The organism is Mesorhizobium sp. WSM4311 (assembly GCF_002295115.1).
Lineage (GTDB): Bacteria > Pseudomonadota > Alphaproteobacteria > Rhizobiales > Rhizobiaceae > Mesorhizobium.
Window position 1 is genome coordinate 54428 of record NZ_NSFV01000013.1, and the last position, 20721, is coordinate 75148.

Here is a 20721-nt window from a genome sequence, read left to right on the forward strand (position 1 = left end):
AGGACAGAGCGCGCAAATCCGGCCGCAGCTCATAGCTTGGCCAAACTCGAGTATAATTCAGTGCAGATCAAAGACGTCATTCTCACGCCCGGCAACGGCGCCTTCTTTTATGACGATCAAGCTGCCATTAGGGCAGGGGTTGGCCAGGACGGTTTTGTTTACGTCGGCGAGCCATTGACGCCCGGCTTCCGTGATATCCGTGTTCCGGCAGCTTGCTTAAGCGTCGGGCTTGTCCTGGAAGACGATATGGTCGCCTGGGGCGATATGATGGGAGTGCAATACTCAGGGGCTGGCGGGCGTGACCCCCTGTTTGACGTCGGAGCCATCATGGATCTCACGTCACGTGTTGTTGTCCCGCGGCTCTTAAACATTGATGCGTCCAGCTTTTTGACAGCCTGCTCCAGTGTCTTCGATCTCCATACTGGGAAACGACTCCCACTATGCATCGAATATGGGGTCAGCCAAGCCCTTTTAAGCGCTGCTGCCCATGCTGCGCGTCGTACCATGGCGGAGGTGGTTTGTTCGGAATTTTGCCTATCCATGCCGCATCGTCGTGTCCCAATTTATTGCCAGAGCGGTGATGCGCGCGAAATCAATGTCGATAAAATGATCCTGAAGGGGGTGGATGTGATCCCGCATGGCCTCATCAACTCGCGTAGCAAATTCGGCGTTGGGGGAGAAACCTTTCTGGATTTCGTCAAATGGGTGGCGCACCGCGTCAAGCAAATCGGCCAACCAGACTATTCTCCGGTGCTGCATTTCGATGTGTACGGCTGGATCGGTATGGAGATCGGGCTCGACGTCCAGCGCATCGCCGACTTCATCAGTAAGGTTGCTGACGCGGTTCCGGAGTTCACGGTGAATATCGAATCGCCAGCCGACTTCGGGTCTACGCCGGCGCAGGTCGAAAATTACGGGCAGATCGTCGGCATTCTGAATGCGCGCGCGTCACGTGCGCGCATCGTTGTCGATGAACGCTGCAACACCTTAGAGGATGTGCGTCTGTTTGCGGAGGCTAAGGCGACCCATCTCGTGCAGATCAAGACGCCGGACGTGGGCTCGATCGCCGACAGCGCCCGTGCGGTGCTTCTGTGCAAAGAGAACAACGTGGACGCCTATGTGGGAGGCAGCTGCAGCGAGACGGATCTCTCCGCGCGAGCGACGGTTCACATTTCGGTGGCAACACAGGCGGACATGATGCTCGCGAAGCCTGGCATGGGCATCGACGAAGGTCTTTCCATTGTAGGCAACGAACAAAATCGGTTGCTCGCCATGCTTGATCGGCGTCGGGCACAAAACCTGAAAGCCGCGTAGGAAGCGCCCTGATGCTAAACAGTCTCAAGGACATCACGGTTGTGGCGGTCGAACAGGCCGTTGCAGCTCCCTACGCATCGTCTCGCCTTGCTGACGCAGGCGCCCGGGTGATCAAGGTCGAAAGGCCCGAAGGGGACTTTGCCCGAAACTACGACAAGCTGGTGCGGGGGCAGAGCGCGTACTTCGTCTGGCTCAACCGGGGTAAGGAGTCGGTCTGTCTAGACCTGAGGTTGGAGGCGGATCGCGCCGTCCTCGACACGCTCATTGCCAGTGCTGATGTCTTCATCCAGAATCTAAAGCCGGGCAGCATAGAAAAACTGGGGTTCGCGTCCGCTGATCTGCGTCGACGATATCCGCGGCTGATCACCTGCGACATTTCTGGTTTCGGGGAGTCAGGGCCGTATTCCCATTTGAAGGCCTACGATCTGATCGTCCAGGCCGAAACAGGTCTATGCGCTATCACCGGCAACCAACAGGGGCCTGCGCGTGTAGGGGTCTCGGTTTGCGATATCTCGGCGGGCATGACAGCGCACAGCGCCATTCTTCAGGCACTGTACCACCGCGAGGTCACCGGCGAAGGGACCAGCATCCAGGTGTCACTGTTTGATGCCGTCGCCGACTGGATGAACGTGCCGGTTTTGCAAAATGATTACAGCGGCTACCAGACGGTACGCGCAGGCGTGAAACACCCGTCGCTCGCGCCGTATGGTGCCTATCGCTGTGCCGACGGCAAAGAGGTCATCTTTTCGGTTCAGAATGACCGCGAATGGGTGAATTTCTGCGAGAAATTCCTGAAGCAGTCCGGGCTCACACGCGCACCTGGTTTTGCTGACAATATGGAGCGCCTCGCTCATCGTGCGCAACTTGATGAGATCATTGAACAGCGGTTTTTTGAACTATCCTGCCACGATGCGATGCAGGAGCTCGAGGCGGCCGGCCTGGCATATGGCCGACTGAACGAAGTGGTGGATGTTTCAAAGCATCCACACATTCGCAGGGTGCAGGTTGGAACACCCGATGGAGCCGTCGAGACGATAGCGCCGGCGGCGATTTTCAACTCGGAGCTCCCCTCGCTTCGCCCAGTCCCGGCTCTTGGCTCTCATACCGAGGCTGTCCGCGAGGAGGTGCGGGCGCTTTTGCGCGAAAGAGCCGCGTCAGCGTGAGCGCGCGTTTCAGTAAGGTGAGACTGCTCGCGGTTTACAAAATGCCTGTGTACCTCGGATCATTTCAGCGCACCGGCCGCCTAGAAAGCTCACTGGCAGCGCCCGCGCTAAAATCGGCCGCAAAGGCGTCTCCATGATCAAGGACACCTTTGCGGCCGTTGAAGGCGCGATGTCTGTACCGCGCTGGAGATCCCTGCTCTTCGTTCCTGTTCACGTTCCGCGCTTTGTAGAGACGGCCCATGAGCGGGGCGCAGATGGCGTCATTCTCGACCTGGAGGATTCCGTGCCCCAGGATCGGAAAGGAGAGTCACGGCAGCAGCTTCCTGAATGCGTGGCAGAGGTGGGCCGGAAAGGCGCATCTGTTTTGGTCCGCGTGAATCATGGTCTGCGCGCCTTGGCGGCCGATCTCGATGCAGCCGTGATGGCGGGTGTTGACGCACTGGTTCTTCCGAAGACGGATTCGGCAGAGTGGGTTATAGAGATCGCGAATGCGGTTTCGGAACTAGAACGTGAAAGAAATCTTCCGCAGGGAGGCATCCGGTTCCTTGCCCAGATTGAGACCCCGGGCGCCTTGCAAAGGCTTGCGGCCATTGCGTCGGCGCATCCAAGGATGGTCGCAATGGCGCTTGGCCCTGAAGACTTCAGCGCCGCTGTTGGCGGCGCCCCAGGATTCGACCTTCTTTTGACGCCGAACCTTTCTGTTCTGTTTGCCGCCCGCGCGGCCGGCTTGCTCCCGCTGGGCTTCATAGGAAGCATCGGCGAGTTCTCGGACACGCATAAACTTCGTGAGGCCGCGGTGCGGGCGCGGCGGCTTGGCTTTGCCGGAGCTTTGGCGATCCATCCGACACAGGTGGCCATATTCAATGAGGCTTTCTCGCCAAGCGCCCAGGAGCTCGAGTGGGCCCATAAAGTTGTCGCGGCGGCAAATGATGCCGCCACGCGTGGACTGTCCGCATTCTCGTTGAATGGCAAAATGATAGATCCGCCAGTGGTGCGGCGCGCCCACGAGATCCTGATTCTTGTGGGCAACAACTGACTGGCCTGTTATCAGCGGCTGAACAGGAGCGAATGGCACTACACCGCGCCGGGCAAGCCGATGCAAAATGGCTACGCGATTCCCTCAACGGCCGAATGCGAGACGAGCTGTTGAACGATGGCCTGTTCTTCGGCCTCGACCACGCCCGCAGTGCCACTGCCGAATGGAGGCAGGACCTAAATCCTGTTCATAACACTCATCTGTCTATGTCATTTGAGTGAATAGGTTTTGCTGATCTGGATGCGATCCCATGGGGTATTTTGGGTTTTGCCGCGCGCGATGAACGATGCGCTGAGCCGCCGGTTCGTCAAGCGTTGATCGGCTGAAGACCCATGGACCGTCCGGCAGAGGATGAACGCCTTCGATCGACGCGAGTCCACCGAAGGCGATGCAACGCGGCTCGCCATTGTCAAGCAGACCACGCCAGCAGGAATAGCGCGGAATGTTGTGCTTGGTTCCCGTGTAGCGGACCGTCAGCTCGCGGCCGCAGCGCCGGCAGCGGACAAGGTCGGCGAGCAGAGCGTCGCCATGCTTGGGCGCCCCGTGATGCCGGCTCGTGGGCACGTGGTCGCTCACCATCTTGCGGATCGCTTCCGCCTTTCCCAGCCGACGTAGCCTTCGTGTGCACCCGGAATCAGCGCCAGCATCTCGCGCCTTACGGCGGCTGCGCGAGCGAATGGCGGCATCTGCGCGGTCTGCGCGTCGTGCGGGTTGGAGAAGATCGAACTGATATGTCGTAGGCTGGCGCGGTATGGACCTCTCCCCGGTTCGCTTCGTGAGGACCCGATGCTGCGCCCGAATCCTCCAATTGCGATGGGGTGTGGGAATTGGCCGTCGGGTCCTGCAGCAGTGTCACCAAGACGCCAAGCGTTCTGGGATCGATATGTGGGGCAGGGCAATGCGCCACGCGGTGCAGACCGCGATCAAACATCCAGGCCGGAACTTCCAGCCACCGATCGGAGGCGTGGCGGGAGAGACTGCAGCGGAAAACCTCCCGGTCGGCGTTCTCGATCACCTCATGAACGTGAACACAACGCCCGGCCCAAGGATGCCACGGATAAAGAAACTTGCGTTCCTCGGTCCTGTGGGTGTTCTTTCCTGGTGTTGTTCAACACCGTGAGGCCGCATTCCTCGCTCGCTATTTGACCCCGGCGGTCTTCGCCGGAACCCTCGCCGCAACCGGCTCCGACGCTGCACTCAATGAAGGCTTCGCGCCTCCGCCCGTTGCTCAAACCGCGCCATAACAGAAACGGCCGAGGCTAATCGCCACTGGTTGAAAGTTCAGTGGCAGGTCAGAGGGTCTGGCTCGACGGCCTTAGCTTCAGGCTATCCGGCCAATCCCGGCGATCACCCAGCGACACGATGACTGACCAGTGCTCAGCGCCACCGCCGGAGCTGCAAAAAGAGTTGCGTATGATTGAGCGTTCGACCACGTTGCTGTCGATCTTGATATGGCCTCGTCCAGGATGCGCGAGAGGCGCTTCCCAGCGCGAGAGCGTGTAGGGGATCGCCGCTGTGAGCTTGGTCTTCTGACTGATTTGGCCGAGCTTCTCTAGCCGCCCTGGGTCCAGTGCCGTGATGGTTGAGCACTTTTTGCCTGCGTGCAGCAAGGCCTCGTTGGCCTCGGCTACGGATGTCATCCTCGATCTTTTAGAGTTCGCGGATCCTTCTTAGCGCCTCGATCGGGCGCGGCATGGCAGAAGGCGAGCGTGAAGCCGCTTTTCGTCGGCCAGCAAGCGATGGCCCGCTATAGCCGTCGACCTGCAAGTTCCGGTAGAGAGCCTGCGAGATGAGCGATCGCACGCTGGGCCTTTTCGGTCCGGCGCATAGACATAAGACGCCCGGCGGTCCGCTCCCTCCCTAATCAGTCATCGCGGGCATAAATCCAGAGTAGGCCTGTCTTCGTCTTGCCGACCCCGGAACGAGCACCGGCGCGGTCGTCGCACGTCGGCGAAGAGTTTTGGCGAGGACTTCGGTTTTGCTAAAGCAACCGTTCATGGACCAGACGTAGGTGCCAGTCCGGCGCGGCCGACTACCGGCGCTGCCAGCAGCCTGGGCAAGCGAACCAAATTGTAGCCCGCCAAGTTATGCCGCGCCCGCGGTGGCACATCCTCGCAGCTTGACCTTGGCCATGCCGTCTGAGGTCTTGACTGACCGAACCCTCCTCTGACCCCTTAGGGCAGTGCTGACTGAGATCATAGCCCGGATGGCGCTTCGTGCGGTCATCGATCGCTATACGCGAGGCTTGTTGCTTTCTGCTCAAATGGGCGTTGAAGGCAACGCGCGGCGTGATCTTGCTCTTTGCAGGTCCTTGACTGGCGCGTCCTAGGCTTCGCCAGCGCCAGTCGATGCGCCGTCGCGGCGTCTGCGGTCCAACATAGCGAGAGCGGCATCACGCTCGCCTGTGCCAGGCCTGGGTATGAAACTTTCCAGTCAAGCCGGATTGGCCAGCACCTGGGTGCATAACCAACCTGTTGTCGCGGCTTCATTAGCATGAGGTGCCCGGAAACGAAGATACGTATGGACCCCGCCCCGCTTTCCAATTGAGCCTAGGGGCTGCTGATTCCTTCTTCGCCAAGGGTCGTGAACGGCGTGATCGACCAATGGATTAGGTTGATGGGACGATGAGTGTCGCCTCGGTCGAGCAATGGTGGATGAAACTGCGATGACATGTCCGATAGGATCTCTGTAATCGCCCTGCCTGACGCCCTGCCTTCAGGTTTTCGACATAAAATTTCACCTCGGTCACACCTGATCTTAATGTCGCCAGCGATCTAATCCAGTGTGCCAGGAATGAGGTACCGTACGGCCGCACTGCGAGAATGCCTTCTTCGCAAATCCCAGTCCTCGCCGTGACTGCTAGGTGCAATACTGCAAGCCAGCTGAACCAATTGAGGATCTGTCCCCTCATCGAGGCGCGGATTGACTTGGATGACGACGGGTCCAGGCTTCGTCCACGGAGTTCAATGTTCGTTGGCCCAGCTGAGGCCGTGAGCTTGCAAGCAATTCTGTGACACGTTGACGATACGATCATGCTCGTCATTAGTCAGCAGGGTTGGTTGGACAATTCACCTCTCGGAAGAGGAAATGGGGTGGCCGGCCGAAGTCCGCCAGCGGCAATAGCAATGACCTCCTTTCCCATCTTGTTAGCGCCGCTGGTTGCAATGGCGCTTGGTACTGAAGACTTCAGTGCAGCTGTTGGCGGTGCCCCAGAACTCGACCTGCTTTTGACGCCGAACCTTTCCGTTCTGTTCCCCATGCGGCAGTCTCGGCTCGATAGGAAGCATCGGCGATTCTTAGACAATGATAACTTCGTGGGGCCGCAGGCGATCCATTTAAACATCGATGGGGCTTTTCACCAAGCGCACAAGAACTCGAGGGACCCGTCGTGTCCTCGCGGCGAAAAAGATGCGACGGCGCAAGGCAAAGGCGCGTTCACATTGGACGGGAAGATGGTCGATCTACCGGTTATTCGAAGGGTCCGAGAAATCATCTCCATGGATCAGGGCGCCGAGTTGGCCGGTTGAAGCCTCGGCGGGTTGGGTCCATTCTGGACACATAGGTTACGGTTTTGGTCAAACCACACTGAGATGACACGACAGTTAGGCGTCATGTCGCTCTGCAATTATTGCTGTCGCGCCATCACATTTCGAGATAGATTACATCATTGCAGTCCGCCCTCGGAAGAGTACCCGTGGAAATCAGGCAGTTAAGATACTTTGTTGGCGTGGTCGAAGCAGGCAGTTTCACGAAGGCCGCTGGCTTTCTGAATGTCGCCCAGAGTGCGCTGAGTCTGCATGTGCGCCAATTGGAGGAAGGCTTCGGCACTCAGCTGCTGATACGCGACAGGACCGGCGTGAGCGTGACGGCGTCAGGAGCCAAACTCCTGGAGCGGGCGCGGGCGATTCTCAAAGAAATTCGAATTACCGAGGTGGAATTGACCAACACAGCCGCTTCCCCCGCCGGGGAGGTGACTATTGGCATTCCGTCTGGAGCTGCTCGCGTCCTGAGCGGTCCGCTGCTTGAGACGGTAAGACACGAACTGCCCAAGGTGTCCCTCAAGATGGTCGAGGGTATGACGGGACCGCTAGAGGAATGGATGGCGGCTGGACGCTTCAATCTGGCGGTTCTGTACCGCACTGCGGACAGTGTGGGGCGAATGACTGTGCTAGCGCGCGAAGACCTTTGTCTGGTGGTTCCGTCCGGCGAGCCACCGTTTGAAGATGCGATATCTCTGGCCGACCTGCATGCATTCCCCCTGGCGGTTCCCATGCGCAACAACAATGTCAGGCGTTCGGTGGCTGATGTCGTCGCACAACACGGTTGCGCGATGGACGTCAAGTTTGAAGTGGACTCGCTCTCAACGATCATCAACATGGTCGTAGAGGGAAAAGCGCATTCTATTCTCGCCCCGTCTGCCGTTCAGAAAGAAGCCTCTCAAGGGCTGGTCCGGACGGTCAAGATAGTCGATCCGGTAATTACCCGCTCCGTGGTGCTTGCTGTAAATCCCAAAGATGAGCGTTCTGCGGCCGTTTCTGCGGTCCGCAAGCTCATTCCGAAGGTCGCCAGAGAATTGATTGAGAGCCGGGGCTGGGTAGCATCGGCTCCTGACGCGACCTGAGAACCATCGATCTGTAAACAACGGCATGACTTCCTTCCTGTCGGAACAGATCGATCTGGATTCCAGATGGATTTAGGCACTAATCGATATTTGACCCGCTGCGACCATCGCGATGAAACTGGCTCAAGCGAGCTCAGCGGCTTCGAAAATTGAAACGGCGCTCGCATGGCCAGAATCACAAGTGGAGCCCGCGATGTCCCACGCCAGGAGCTACGAGCTCTTCATTAATGGCAAATGGCGAGCCGGTGGTAGCCGAGCCACTTTGCCGGTGATCAACCCGGCGACGGAGAAGGTATTTGCCTCAGTGGCCTCGGCTACGGTTCCAGACTTGGATGAAGCTCTTGCTTCGGCAGAACGCAGCCGCAAGGCGTGGTCCTCACGCCCCGCCAAAGAGCGTGGCGAGATCCTCGTCTCTGCCGCCAGCAATCTGGCTGAGAAAGCTGGCGCCGCAGCCAGGGACCTGTCGTCCGAACAGGGAAAGACGATTGCCGAAGCAACAGGAGAGTACGCGCGCGCAGTCGAAACGCTGGAATGGAATGGCCGGCATGCCGATGAGTTGTCGACCCCGATTCCGTTGGGTCCGAACAGGATGATCGTCCCGGAGGCCCTCGGTGTCGTCGCTGCCTTTACGCCGTGGAACTATCCAGCCGTTCTCATCGCCCGCAAGCTCGCCCCCGCGCTGGCGGCAGGCTGCCCGGTGATCCTCAAAGGGGCCGAAGAGACGCCAAGCGTGGCTGTCCATGTCGTGGAATCTTTGCGTCAAGCAGGGATACCGGAAGGCGTGGTCAACCTGGTGTTCGGTGTTCCTGTGCATATATCACGGCATCTGCTCAGTTCGCCAATTGTCAAAGTCTTGACGTTCACGGGGTCGACCGCTGTTGGGAAACAGCTGGCCACACTGGCCGCGAATAATCTGCAGCGCTGCATCCTTGAGCTCGGTGGACATTCCCCGGTTATTGTGTGCGAAGATGCCGACCTGGCAACGGCGATACCGGCTATTTCGGAATACAAATTCGAGTGCGCGGGCCAGAGTTGTAATGCGCCCAGCAGGATTCTTGTCGCCCGATCCCGCTATGAGGAATTCCTGTTCCGGATGACGGAGGCGGTCCGAAAAATCAGGATCGGTCCACCGGATGACCCTGCAACGCAGATGGGTCCCATGGCAAACGCGCGGCGAATCGAGGCCATGCAACGCCTGACCAAAGATGCGGTAGAGGGCGGCGCCCAAATCGAGACCGGTGGCATCCCCCTTGACCGACCGGGGTTTTACTGGCCGCCAACCATCCTGACTGGCGTACCGAAGGAAGCGAGAGTGCTTCATGAAGAGCCGTTCGGACCAATTCTCACCGTGGCTCCTTTCGATACGATCGAAGAGGCGATCGATGAAGCCAACGCCACGGAGTACGGTCTGGCCGCCTACTTGTTTACTGGCGCGGCCGATACGCAACAGAGGCTTGTGGGCGGTCTTTCTGCGGGCGCTGTTAGTGTGAATTACCTGAAAGGGGTTTCCGCTGATGCCCCTTATGGAGGAGTCAAACAAAGCGGCTATGGATATGAAGGCGGCGAGCAGGGGGTGCGAAGCTTCCAGATTCTGAAAATGGTCAATGGCCTCGGTTCATTTGGATAAAATCCGGTGGGAAACAGAACACGGACCATGGCCGGTAGCGACATCACAAGGAGCGTCGCCGACGCCCTTCAGTACATCTCGTACTATCATCCTCCAGATTATATCCGGTCTCTTTCTCACGCATACACGCGAGAACAGAGCCCGTCGGCGAAGAATGCCATAGGTCAGATTCTGCTGAACTCCCGCATGGCGGCCTTTGGGCGGCGCCCGATTTGTCAGGACACCGGACTTGTGGTTGTCTTCGCAAAGGTCGGCATGGATGCCCGCATTAAGTCAACAGCCAGTTTCGCGGATCTTGTGAATGAGGGCGTACGTCAAGCCTATCTCGATCCGGACAATCCCCTTCGGGCATCGATCGTTGCGGATCCCCTCGCTAGACGGGTCAACACCCGCGACAACACACCGGCAGTTGTCCATGTCGACCTGGTGCAAGGTAACCAGATTGAGATCACCATCGCCGCGAAAGGCGGCGGGTCGGAGAACAAGGCACGTTTTACCACCCTCAATCCCACCGCCTCCGTTTCCGACTGGGTGGTCAATACCGTTTCGACCCTTGGCAGCGGGTGGTGTCCACCTGGACTGATCTCTGTCGGCATCGGTGGTAGCGCTGAAAAGGCGATGCTGCTGGCCAAGGAGGCCATGAACGAGCCCATAGATATGGCGGAACTGATCGCAAGGGGGGCGTCAAGCGCAGAAGAGGGGCTGCGGATTGAGCTTTATGAGCGGATCAACGCGCTTGGTATCGGCGCCCAAGGCCTTGGTGGTCTGACGACAGTCGTTGACGTCAAGGTTGCGACCTATCCTACTCATGCAGCGTCCAAGCCTGTGGCGCTCATCCCGCAATGCGCCGCCAACCGGCACCTGAAGTTTACTTTGGACGGCTCTGGACCCATCAGCCTCCAGCCGCCCGATTTGCGCGAATGGCCCGACATCGGAGCCGACGAATTGAACCCAGCCGGCGTCCGGCGGGTCAATTTAGATACGCTTACGAAGGAAGAGACGGCATCGTGGCGCTGCGGTGAAACGCTCCTGCTTTCTGGAAAGATGCTGACGGGCCGTGACGCTGCCCACAAACGAATGGTCGAACTGATTGATGCCGGCAAGCCGCTCCCAGTCGATCTGAGGGGCCGCGTGATCTACTACGTCGGTCCCGTCCGGGCAGTGAGGAATGAAGTCGTTGGACCCGCCGGTCCAACAACCTCCAGCCGCTTGGACGATTTTACGGACAAGGTGCTCGCCGAAACCGGCCTTTTCGCGATGGTGGGCAAAGCGGAGAGGGGACCGGCGGCCATCGCGTCGATTGTAAGACACAGAACGCCATACCTTGCTGCAGTGGGTGGCGCTGCGTACCTGATTTCAAAGTCGATTAAGGCGGCGCGGATTGTCGCCTTTGAAGACCTGGGCATGGAAGCCATCTATGAATTCGATGTGCAGGACATGCCCGTCGTCATGGCTGTCGATGTTGAGGGAAACTCCATTCACAATTCCGGGCCTCTTGAGTGGCGTAAGCGTATGGCAGCCGACAGCATCGCACGCAACATCGGTGTTTGAGTCTTTCCGGTTGGGCGATTTCGGCCAGACCCGAGCGCCAAATTATCGGGCAAGCCATAAGACGAGCGGCATTTGCGGTGCCCTGCGCCTCGGCGAGCCGGCCAAGCAAGGCCTTCAATTCACCCTAATAGTTGAATGTGCGAGTGAATACTGCATTGAGTATGCCGTCCATGCGATCGAGGGTCGAATGCAGTCGCGCGTCTATCAAGTACGGCAGCGAGATTCAAGAAAATCGGTTATCTATTTATCATGGTCTCCGCCGCCGCCGACTATTCTCTCCAGCTGCACCATTGCCCCGTTGGGCGTTGGGGCGATAGCCAAATTACTTCTGCAGCTTTTCTCAGCGGATCGCTCACCCTCAGCTGATTTTCGTACCCCATTCTGGCACATCTCGGGCCTGGAACGGATGCCTTCCACTGCTACATTCGCTCGTTTCAATTGATGATAGAATTGATCGGCACACAACGCGATGTCATCGCTGAGAGCATAGGTTATGAAGTCGAAACCCGATCCCGTGCAACTCGACAGTTGGGACCTGCGGATCCTCTCCGAAATTCAGGCAGACGGTCGGATTTCAAAAAGTGAGCTTGCAAAACGAGTTCATCTTTCGGCGTCCGCCTGTTCGGAGCGGCTCCGAGCACTCAAGGCCGCGGGGATTATTGAGGGATTTTATGCGCGGCTGAGTCCTGCCCTCATCGGCGGCATGATCTTTGTGATGGTGGAGGTCGTGCTGGATCGTCATCGTCTTGAGGACCAACGACACTTCGAAACTGCTATCCAAGACATTCCGGAAATCCTGGACTGCTGGGCAATTGGGGGGCGCGTGGATTATCTGATGCGGGTCGCATCTCGTTCTATGGCCGCCTATCAGGATTTCATGGAGGGACTGCTGCAGGCAGGCTTGGGGATTGATCAATACTATAGCCTTGTCGTCACGAAACCAGTGAAGTCCAATTCACCGATACCTTTGTCCGCCCTGAGGCAACGGTAACCCAAAAGCTAAGTTTCAACGGCGTTTGGCACGGATCCCGTAGATTCGTCGGCAAAAGGCACCCATTCCGACGAAACTCAAGGGACATTTGCGGTATACTAATTGCTGGAAAAAGGTGGCCGAGCGCTATCCGCCAGTTGATCGCGAGCAAGGACGATGCGCTTGAGCAATCTGGAACCGATCTATTCCAGGAGAGGATCGAAGCAGCCATCGGACGCACTTGCCCAGCACGGTTACGGCGAGAAGCCAAACCGGATCGTGCCTGGTTGAGGAGGCGTCCATATCTAAGATGCGAAGTGCCGAAAAATGCCTCTACCGCTACTTCAAGGGGGGAACTTTCGCCCTGGATTGGCGATCAGTGGCGATTGAGCTTAGTCGCGGTCAGCGCATCCGTGTAGGGGGCGAAATCTACAGCGAGGGTTTGGCAAGCCGACGGGTAGCGGGAGTGCAAGCTGGCCCGCTCGGCCTTGGCGACCAACCCGGCCCTCGACGCCTGCGGACATTCGGAGATCGCGTTTTTACGTCCTAAGTTCGTTGCTGTTCGAGATTAGGAGATCGTCTGTCCTGTTTGACATTGCTGGTCTCCGCAGCCTTCTAAGCGAGGAGCATGGCTGTGCCGGGATCGCGTAGGTGGGTGACAAGGCCGGTCACTCCTGCCACCCGACGTGGTCTTTGAGAAGGTGGAGGTTGCGCTACCGGCTGGAGAGCATGGTGCCAGTTTTCACAAGACAAGGGTCGCTTAATCGAATGGGCGTCAAGTTCATAGATTGCGAACAGATCATGGGGGGATTTGAATAGTGCTACTGACCGAGGCAGAGCTGAAAAGAGTTGCGAATGCCAGTCGAGGACATAGAGCCGCATCGATCGTTCTAAAGGAAGAGACGGCCGCAGCTACAGCCAGATCGTCATTCGACGTTTTTCTGTCACATTCTTTCAAGGACGCAGAGATCGTTCTCGGTGTGAAGCGAATTTTCGAGGAGCTTGGGTTCACTGCTTACGTAGATTGGGTCGAAGATTCACAACTGGACCGCACAAAAGTCTCCTCGGCCACCGCCGAGTTGCTGCGGACCCGTATGAGGCAGTCAAAGACGCTAATCTATGTGCATTCAAACAATTCTCCAGGATCCAGATGGATGCCTTGGGAGCTTGGCTTTTTCGATGGGTTTCGGACCGCGGTAGCGGTTCTGCCCGTGGCAAAAAATTCTTCGGAAACATTCTCCGGGCAAGAATTTTTGGGCCTATACCCTTACATTGATGGGACAGGACCTGCATTCCTGTTTATGAACAGAGGGACCGCGCCTCGCTCAAGAATAGGCTCTGTAAGCTCGACTGCTAACCTCACGTTTGCCAAATCCTGGCTTAAAGAATTTACCGCCACAAAATAGACTGGTGTGCTTCAAAAATGAAATATCCTGGACTCTATAATAGCGCCGACGTGGCATCCAACGAGCAGCAGGCGACGTTTCTGCGCCTGATCCGGGCAGAGTACGTTCTTCTTTTTTTAGCGTCGGTGCTCTCTTTGGACTTGTCGCCATCAAAAGCCTATTTCGGTGTCTATGCTGCGGTATTTCTTTGCTCAATGGGAGTCCTCATTTTCCGGTCGGTCACAAAGCCCGAGCAGGTCTGGTATCAGGCTCGAGCTCTGGCAGAGTCGGTGAAGACATTGACTTGGCGCTTCGCGATGCGAGCACAGCCGTTCGATGACGCGCGCGCCGCTGACGCCAGAGCTGATTTTCGAAAGCTCATGGAAGGTATCCTTGATAGCAATCGTCACCTTGGTAGCGCGTTGAGCGGCACCGATTCAGCATCCCCCCAAACAACCGACCAGATGATGTCGATAAGGGACTCCCCGCTAAAAGAAAGAAAAGACCTATATCTGCAGAGACGAATCTGCGACCAACGGAAGTGGTACGAGAAGAAGGCGCGCTCGAACAAGAGGTCCGCGAAAGTCTGGATGGGCCTTGGTATTTTTGCATACGCTCTGGGATTCTCGTTCATCGTAGTACGCATCGCTGACCCCGCGATGCCAGGCTGGCCGACCGAGCCGCTAATTGTCATCGCCGCCTCCCTTATTGGGTGGACCCAGATCAAGAAATTTAACGAATTGGCATCGGCTTACACGTTGACAGCTCACGAGATCGGCTTGACTGCCGACCTTATTACGGACGCCAACTCGGATGAGGCATTCTCCGCCGCGGTGAACGAAGCCGAACTGGCTTTCTCACGGGAGCACACCCAGTGGGTTGCTCGTCAAAACAACTAAGAGACAACAATGGCATACAGCGATCCGACCTATGTAATATTTGACGGCGATGAAGACGCTTGGGCATACCGCTTTATGAAAGGGTGGAACGCCAGCGAGAATGTGAGTTTTGAATTCGCGAACGCTCACGATCTGGACAATATGACGAGCCGAGCACAGGACGAAGATTATGTTAAACGCAATCTTCGCAACAGAATGAATGGATCGAGCCAGGTACTTGTCCTGATCGGTGAGAAGACGAAAAACCTTTTTCGCTTCGTGCGCTGGGAAATGGAATTGGCTCTTGATCTAGGTCTGCCGATAATCGCAGCAAACCTTAACGGCTCGCGGCAACAAGATGTGAGCTGTCCGCCTATCATCAGGGACAAATGTGTTGTGCACGTGCCGTTCAAGATGAAGGCCATCAAGCACGCGCTAGCCAATTGGCCGAGCGAATTTCATCGGCTTTCAAACGCTCAGCGTGGCGATGGCGCCAGGAGCTATGGCGAAAGCACCTATCGCGATCTCGGCTTATAATCGCCACCTAAAAGCACTTAGCCGCCCAAACATCCTCGCCATCCGCTGGCGGCGACTAGCCTTAGCAACGTCCGCCAGCGTGTTCCGAGCTTGCCGAGCGATGATAAGAAGAGCACGACGTCCGATTTGCTGAGTTTGGCTGAAAGCTGCAGGTCATGTGCAACCTATTAGAGGAGCCCCGCTCGAAGCGTCGGATCGTCAGACAAGATCATGTCGCGCGAGGGCGCTGGTTTCGCGAGGAAAAGGAGCGGCTGTTCGATGTTTGAGGCTTGATCCAGCGTTTCGAGACTGCACGAGCGGCCAGCATTGATGGAGGCAGCTTTTCAGGCCGCGCAATTCTGTCGGCTCGCCCCCTCCTGCGAGCCGCAGCTCGGCTCGCCCTGCGCAGCAACCACGAATTTGCGATCGCAAGAAAGGCAACACGCTGACGATAGAACTTGGCGGCGCTGGTCGGCTGCGAATCAAGATGTCAATGGCAAGGAGCTCTCGCCGCGCGTCTTTGCCGGGCCGAACCTTCTGGCTATGCTCCTTCGAGAAGTCTGCCGAGCACCAGCCGCCGCACCGCCAAAGCTATCAATATGCGCGAGGGCACGACCTCAGCCTCTCAGCGCTGGCCAACCAGGTTGGAGCCTGTGCCGCGGCACGGAACCCGCTGCCTGCTGATCGAGGCGAATGTGCTTTGCCCCTGATCACCTCATTACCACCCTTGGGAAGGGCAAGACCGATCCGGACCGTCAGAATGTAAGGGATGACCGGCAGTTCGGCGGAACATGGCCGCCGGCGCTCTATCGTGCCTCGCGCGGCCGGCGGGAACAGCGTCCCGAGCGCTATTCATCCGTCAATATCGCCCGCTAATCGGGCACTATGCTGGGCGCATGCGCGTCGTAAGCTGTTCGTGTTTGCAGGACGCGCCCCCGACCCTCGGCTAAGGCGAAGGTGACGCCTTAGTTTTCACGGCAATTCGGGCCGATCCCGCGAATTTCACGGCGAATAACCTGCATTCCCGAGAAACTCAAGGGACGTTTCCGGTATGCTATTTGCTAAACAGGTGGCTGGCCGAGTGCCCTCCGCCAATTTATCGCGAGGAGAGGGACATGCGCTTGAGCAATCTGGGAACCGAGCAACTCCGGGAGAAGGATAGAAGCTTCGTCTTCCATCCTTCTACGCATCTGGCCAAGCACAGCCGAGGCGAAACGCCAAATAGGATTATGGCCGGTGCGGAAGGCGTCTATATCTGGGACACCGAAGGCCGAAGGAGCCTCGACGGTTTCGGAGGACTCTACTGCGTCAACATGGGATATGGATGCACGGAGATCGCCGAGGCCATTGCCAGGCAAGCACACGAATTGCCGTTCGCGCACGTCTATGCCAGCCAAGGTACGGAGCCGGTCGCCCTGTTGGCAGAGGCCGTGGTCGAGTATTTCGGTCAGAACATGCGAAGGGTCTATTTCGGCCTCTCCGGTTCCGATGCCAACGAAACCAACATCAAGCTGGTCTGGTACTATAATAACATTCTTGGCCGGCCCGAAAAGAAAAAGATCATCTCGCGAAATCGCGGCTATCACGGGTCTGGATTGGTCACGGGTAGCCTAACTGGCCTTCCCTTCTTTCACAATTTCTTCGACCTGCCTCTGGATTTGGTGCGCCATACAACCACGCCGCACTATTACCGCCAGGCGCGTGTCGAGGAGAGCGAGGAAGCGTTCTCCCGGCGCTGTGCCGATGAGCTTGAAGCCTTGATCCTGGCCGAAGGACCGGAAACGGTTGCAGCTTTTATCGGAGAGCCGGTACTTGGGACAGGAGGTATTGTGCCGCCCCCCAAAGGGTACTGGACGTCCATTCAAGCGGTGCTCGACAAATACGATATCCTTCTAATCGCGGATGAAGTGGTCTGTGGCTTCGCGCGAACCGGCGAGAAGTTCGGTTCCCACCTGTATAACATGCGTCCGGATTTCGTGACCATCGCAAAGGGTTTGAGTTCCGCCTACCTCCCCATCTCCGGGTCAATCATTGGCGACCGTGTCTGGTCGGTTTTGGAACAAGGAACTGAGAAGCACGGCGCACTCGGCCACGGCTGGACATATTCGGGGCACACGCTTTGTGCCGCAGCCGCGCTCGCCAATATTCGACTGCTTAAAGAAAAAAATATTCTGGAGCATGTCCGCGATGTTGGACCGTATTGGCAAGACCGGATGAAGGCCGAGCTGGCGGGACATCCCATCGTTGGTGAAGTTCGCGGAGTGGGTATCCTGTCGGCCGTAGAGATGATGCGGGACCCAAAACAAAGGATACCATTCGAACCCGACCTTCAGGTCGGGGTGCGCACTGCAGCTGCTCTGTTTGAGAATGGTGTCATCGGACGGGCCATGCCGCATGGCGACATCCTCGGTTATGCCCCCCCCCTGATCATTACCCGAAAAGAGATCGACATCATTGTCGACGCGACGGTAAAGTCGGTCGATACCACCTATCGCGCGCTGAAGGCCGAGGGTGCCGTATGATTTTGCGATCGCGAAGGAGCGAGTCCGGAGGCAGGCATGTCCCTGCGCGCTACTGCGCCGAGCAGACCCAAAACTGTTGAATTCCAGATATCTGATCTTGAGCATGCTCCGGGCTATTTCAGTCACGATTTGTAACCGAATCAGTTCTGCCGCCGCTGTCCTGTTGCCCAACGACCAGGACCTCTGTGCGGCGCGCCCTGCGGGTGTACCTCCCCGCCGGCAGGGCGCCCTTTTTGACCCACGTAATCAGTATCATTATGGCCCGTGCGGGATCGAGGGTCTGGTAAAGGTCATCTGCACGTTCCGATGCAGATTGAGCTTAGACGTGCCCTTTACATCATTGCAGCGGGCCATAATCATTGCGGTGAATTTTATCACGTCAGGTATATAGAAGGACGATACTCACACGCCACCCCGTTCACAAGGAAAGGCATTTTAATATTGTTGAGACGATTTGCCTATCAAAGAAAAGAAAGCATCGCAACACTTCTTTGCGGATCACGGCGCCCCGGGTGGGGGATGAGCGGCTATCCGAATTGTTATGCTAATGCCGACCCAAATTCCTGCAAAAGCTGGGGTCAATGATGGCTTTTGGTCAGCGCAGGATGATTTCTCCTGATTTGGTCGGTGCAGGGGCGGTCATGATTTAATGCATGGAGATTCTCTGATTGAGCTGTTGAGATCATGAGGCGTCTGCCAGACGCCCATCGGGTGAGCCCAGCATGATTGGGATGACCGACGAAGATCGAAAGTGTGGCAGCATTCTGGAGCCCGGTCAGCCCAGCGACGCCCGCGAATTCAATCACGTTTGTCGGGACATACACGACGCAGCCGGAAGGCGTGCAGAAAGAGGAAGAATCGAGCGCGACGATGACGAGGCACATGCCACTTGTTTTCGAGACATTCCTTGAAAGACTGTCACAGAGTATCGATGAGGCAGATTTCCGGGATGCCATGGCTGAGGCGGCCGGACGACTTGACCTAATCTTCTTTGCCTACCTCTCCTTGCCAGCACGGCCTTCCGGCAAACCGAGGTTAATTTCAAACTATCCACCCCGCTGGACCAGACAGTATCTGGAAAATCAGTATGAGAAACTCGATCCTGTGGTCTTGCGTGCTCGAAATGGCGGCTGCCCGTTTCACTGGGGATCGAATTTGGGAGGCGATAAAATGTCGCCGGCTCAACAGCAGCTATTCGATGAGGCGGCTCAATTCAGCATCTGCTGCGGTTTGACGATCCCAATTGTCGATCTCCGCGGCCGCATCGCTGCGGTTACTTTTGCCGCCGATGAGCCTCGTCCAGTATTTCTTCGGGTCGCTGAGCGGTACGAACAAGCTCTTCAACTGATGGCGGCCTGCTTTCATCGTTGCGTTCGCCGCAAATTGCCGAGCGATCGAACAGTGGATGGGGTTTCGCTGACATCCCGCGAATATGAGTGCCTGAGGTGGGCAGCGCGGGGTAATTCAGCCTGGGTGACCGGCCGCATCTTGGGTATCAAGCCACGCACGATCGCTTTTCATTTGGACAATGCCAAGAAGAAGCTAGGCGTGCGAACCCAAAATCAGGCTATAGCCCTTTTGGGGTCCGAAGGGTCCTCAATTGTCTGAGAAGCTTTTTGATCCCCTTGTGCTCGGGCCATTCGATCGCGCGCTTTGTATCGAGCGTTGACTGGATGCCGAGATCTTCTGTTCCGCCGGCTCGGGCGATGCAGCCGTATTCTTCCAGTCCGCGCCGGTGATCATAGTCTATGGGTGCTCGAGCGGGTGTGTCGTCGCTGACGAGCTAGTTGTGGAGCCTCAACAGGTTGTCCTCGGTTAGAGCGAGGCGACTGATAGGTGTTTTGGACTTTAGGCTCCCGTGGGGACGGTGCCAATTGTATCTGTGCAGCCAGACCGGCAACTCTGCGGCGCGGTGATCTGAAGTCGGATAAGCGATGGCATAAGCCCATTCGCGCAGTGCTGTCTGGATGAAGCGCTCGGCCTTGCCATTGGTCTTGGGTGTATAGGGTCTTGTCCTGACGTGCTTGAGGCCGAGATCGCGGCAGGCCTTGGCGAAGGCCTTTGATCTGTAGCAGGAGCCGTTGTCGGTCATGACGCGGGCTATCGTGACGCCGAGGCTGGCGTAGTAGGCCACCGCCGCCTTGAGGAAGGCGATGGCGCTTTCTTTTTTCTCGTCGGGCAGGATCTGCGAGAAGGCGATGCGGGAGGCGTCGTCGATGCAGACATGGACGAACTCCCAACTGCTGCCGCGCGAGCTGGCATTGCCGGTGCGCTTGCCGGTAATGCGATGACCGATGCGCTCGAAACGACCGAGCTTCTTGATATCGATATGGATCATCTCGCCAGGATGCTCGCGCTCGTAGCGTCGGATCGGCTCGGCCGGTTCGATATCCCGCAACCGCGACAGTCCGGCACGCTTGAGAACCCGGCTAACGGTGGCGGGCGAGACGCCGACCTCATGGGCGATGTGCTTGCCGGTCCAACGTTGCCGCCGCAGCGCCATGATGCGCTCGGCGATCAACGCAGCGGTGGCCTGCGGCATATTGGCGGGCCGCGAGGAACGGTCGATCATGCCGGCCCGCCCTTCGGACTTGTAGCGCTCGACCCAGCGCGCCACGATCTTGGCCGACACGCCGTAGACACGCGCCGCATGGGCTTTGGAGAAAGCGCCTTCTATCACCGACAGCGCCATCTCCTCTCGACGCAGCGGTGTGAGACGGGCATTCTTATGGATGTTCATTCGGACCCTCCGGTGAGTGCTGAAGCTTGGTAACTCCAGTCTCCCCGGTCCGGTCCGAATGGACAACCTCCCGAAAGCTCACAGCTAGTCGTGCGGTTATATAGTTTCCGAGGATGGCCCGCTTGCATACCTGCCTGCCGGTAATCTCTAACCCTTGACTTAGGGCGATGGCTATCGGTTATGCGGCTTGAAAGCGAAGAGGTGGACCCTTCGTCGAGCGCCGGTACGATATGGAGTGCTGCTCCGGGCTAATACCCATCCAGACAGAGCGGAACCTTCTATCACGTCAGACGCTCGGACAGTTGCCAAACCCCGATTTCCTGGGAACTGAATTGTGCTCGCCACCGGGTCCATTTTGCCGGCGCGTCTGTGGTGCAGGCCCCGATCAGCCTGACCAA

15 protein-coding genes and 3 pseudogenes are annotated in these 20721 nt (G+C 57.6%); 15 read left to right on the top strand and 3 right to left on the bottom strand.

The window, feature by feature from the left end; all coding sequences use genetic code 11:
* The first annotated feature begins 60 nt into the window (after window positions 1-60).
* The 4 genes and pseudogenes from CK226_RS27200 to CK226_RS27215 all read left to right on the top strand — a co-directional run.
* Window positions 61-1314 (top strand): methylaspartate ammonia-lyase, encoded by a 1254-nt coding sequence (locus tag CK226_RS27200; protein WP_063170371.1) that lies wholly within the window; start codon window positions 61-63, stop codon window positions 1312-1314.
* 11 nt (window positions 1315-1325) lie between these two features.
* A complete protein-coding gene (locus CK226_RS27205) occupies window positions 1326-2477 on the top strand; it encodes a CaiB/BaiF CoA-transferase family protein (protein WP_063169312.1) in 1152 nt (383 codons plus the stop codon).
* Window positions 2478-2610: 133 nt separating this feature from the next.
* Window positions 2611-3513 (top strand): CoA ester lyase, encoded by a 903-nt coding sequence (locus tag CK226_RS27210; RefSeq protein WP_210326668.1) that lies wholly within the window; start codon window positions 2611-2613, stop codon window positions 3511-3513.
* A gap of 24 nt (window positions 3514-3537) precedes the next feature.
* Window positions 3538-3662 (top strand): annotated as a pseudogene (locus CK226_RS27215) (integrase core domain-containing protein); the annotation flags it as partial.
* 55 nt (window positions 3663-3717) lie between these two features.
* Here the strand turns inward: CK226_RS27215 and CK226_RS35740 are convergent.
* Window positions 3718-4089 (bottom strand): recombinase zinc beta ribbon domain-containing protein, encoded by a 372-nt coding sequence (locus tag CK226_RS35740; RefSeq protein ID WP_245437861.1) that lies wholly within the window; start codon window positions 4087-4089, stop codon window positions 3718-3720.
* Between the two features lie 531 nt (window positions 4090-4620).
* Here CK226_RS35740 and CK226_RS35745 point away from each other — a divergent pair.
* Window positions 4621-4757: pseudogene (locus CK226_RS35745) on the top strand (IS3 family transposase); the annotation flags it as partial.
* Window positions 4758-4805: 48 nt separating this feature from the next.
* Here the strand turns inward: CK226_RS35745 and CK226_RS27225 are convergent.
* Window positions 4806-5153 carry a transposase gene (locus CK226_RS27225; RefSeq protein ID WP_063169310.1) on the bottom strand — a complete coding sequence of 116 codons (348 nt, stop codon included), beginning with the start codon at window positions 5151-5153 and terminating at the stop codon, window positions 4806-4808.
* Between the two features lie 1485 nt (window positions 5154-6638).
* Between CK226_RS27225 and CK226_RS27230 the strand changes: the two genes are divergently transcribed.
* The 10 genes and pseudogenes from CK226_RS27230 (at window position 6639) to CK226_RS27270 (ending at window position 19191) form a co-directional block, all read left to right on the top strand.
* Complete coding sequence (locus CK226_RS27230; protein WP_063169309.1) at window positions 6639-7040, top strand: hypothetical protein; 402 nt, start codon at window positions 6639-6641, stop codon at window positions 7038-7040.
* A gap of 167 nt (window positions 7041-7207) precedes the next feature.
* Window positions 7208-8134 (top strand): LysR family transcriptional regulator, encoded by a 927-nt coding sequence (locus CK226_RS27235; RefSeq protein ID WP_063169308.1) that lies wholly within the window; start codon window positions 7208-7210, stop codon window positions 8132-8134.
* 193 nt (window positions 8135-8327) lie between these two features.
* Complete coding sequence (locus CK226_RS27240) at window positions 8328-9761, top strand: NAD-dependent succinate-semialdehyde dehydrogenase (protein WP_063170369.1); 1434 nt, start codon at window positions 8328-8330, stop codon at window positions 9759-9761.
* 27 nt (window positions 9762-9788) lie between these two features.
* On the top strand, window positions 9789-11312 hold the full coding sequence (locus tag CK226_RS27245) for a fumarate hydratase (protein ID WP_063169307.1): 1524 nt from the start codon (window positions 9789-9791) through the stop codon (window positions 11310-11312).
* 493 nt (window positions 11313-11805) lie between these two features.
* Complete coding sequence (locus tag CK226_RS27250) at window positions 11806-12303, top strand: Lrp/AsnC family transcriptional regulator (protein ID WP_063169306.1); 498 nt, start codon at window positions 11806-11808, stop codon at window positions 12301-12303.
* Between the two features lie 1402 nt (window positions 12304-13705).
* Window positions 13706-14566, top strand: a complete 861-nt coding sequence (locus tag CK226_RS27255) for a DUF4231 domain-containing protein (protein ID WP_063169305.1) — start codon at window positions 13706-13708, stop codon at window positions 14564-14566.
* Between the two features lie 9 nt (window positions 14567-14575).
* Window positions 14576-15082, top strand: a complete 507-nt coding sequence (locus CK226_RS27260) for a TIR domain-containing protein (protein ID WP_063169304.1) — start codon at window positions 14576-14578, stop codon at window positions 15080-15082.
* A gap of 483 nt (window positions 15083-15565) precedes the next feature.
* Window positions 15566-15986, top strand: a pseudogene (locus CK226_RS35750) (transposase); the annotation flags it as partial.
* A gap of 190 nt (window positions 15987-16176) precedes the next feature.
* Window positions 16177-17583, top strand: a complete 1407-nt coding sequence (locus tag CK226_RS27265) for an aminotransferase (RefSeq protein WP_063169303.1) — start codon at window positions 16177-16179, stop codon at window positions 17581-17583.
* A gap of 870 nt (window positions 17584-18453) precedes the next feature.
* A complete protein-coding gene (locus CK226_RS27270) occupies window positions 18454-19191 on the top strand; it encodes a LuxR family transcriptional regulator (protein ID WP_082826574.1) in 738 nt (245 codons plus the stop codon).
* Window positions 19192-19366: 175 nt separating this feature from the next.
* Here the strand turns inward: CK226_RS27270 and CK226_RS27275 are convergent, their stop codons facing one another.
* Window positions 19367-20323, bottom strand: a complete 957-nt coding sequence (locus tag CK226_RS27275) for an IS481 family transposase (protein ID WP_063169302.1) — start codon at window positions 20321-20323, stop codon at window positions 19367-19369.
* Window positions 20324-20721: the final 398 nt, after the last annotated feature.

Bases quoted from the DNA above. Each gene is read 5' to 3' on its own strand.
- CK226_RS27230 (WP_063169309.1), top strand. From the start codon at position 6,639: ATGACCTCCTTTCCCATCTTGTTAGCGCCGCTGGTTGCAATGGCGCTT.
- CK226_RS27265 (WP_063169303.1), top strand. From the start codon at position 16,177: ATGCGCTTGAGCAATCTGGGAACCGAGCAACTCCGGGAGAAGGATAGA.
- CK226_RS27275 (WP_063169302.1), bottom strand. From the start codon at position 20,323: ATGAACATCCATAAGAATGCCCGTCTCACACCGCTGCGTCGAGAGGAG.
- CK226_RS27260 (WP_063169304.1), top strand. From the start codon at position 14,576: ATGGCATACAGCGATCCGACCTATGTAATATTTGACGGCGATGAAGAC.
- CK226_RS27245 (WP_063169307.1), top strand. From the start codon at position 9,789: ATGGCCGGTAGCGACATCACAAGGAGCGTCGCCGACGCCCTTCAGTAC.
- CK226_RS27205 (WP_063169312.1), top strand. From the start codon at position 1,326: ATGCTAAACAGTCTCAAGGACATCACGGTTGTGGCGGTCGAACAGGCC.
- CK226_RS27210 (WP_210326668.1), top strand. From the start codon at position 2,611: ATGATCAAGGACACCTTTGCGGCCGTTGAAGGCGCGATGTCTGTACCG.
- CK226_RS27255 (WP_063169305.1), top strand. From the start codon at position 13,706: ATGAAATATCCTGGACTCTATAATAGCGCCGACGTGGCATCCAACGAG.
- CK226_RS27270 (WP_082826574.1), top strand. From the start codon at position 18,454: ATGACGAGGCACATGCCACTTGTTTTCGAGACATTCCTTGAAAGACTG.
- CK226_RS27225 (WP_063169310.1), bottom strand. From the start codon at position 5,153: ATGACATCCGTAGCCGAGGCCAACGAGGCCTTGCTGCACGCAGGCAAA.
- CK226_RS27240 (WP_063170369.1), top strand. From the start codon at position 8,328: ATGTCCCACGCCAGGAGCTACGAGCTCTTCATTAATGGCAAATGGCGA.
- CK226_RS27250 (WP_063169306.1), top strand. From the start codon at position 11,806: ATGAAGTCGAAACCCGATCCCGTGCAACTCGACAGTTGGGACCTGCGG.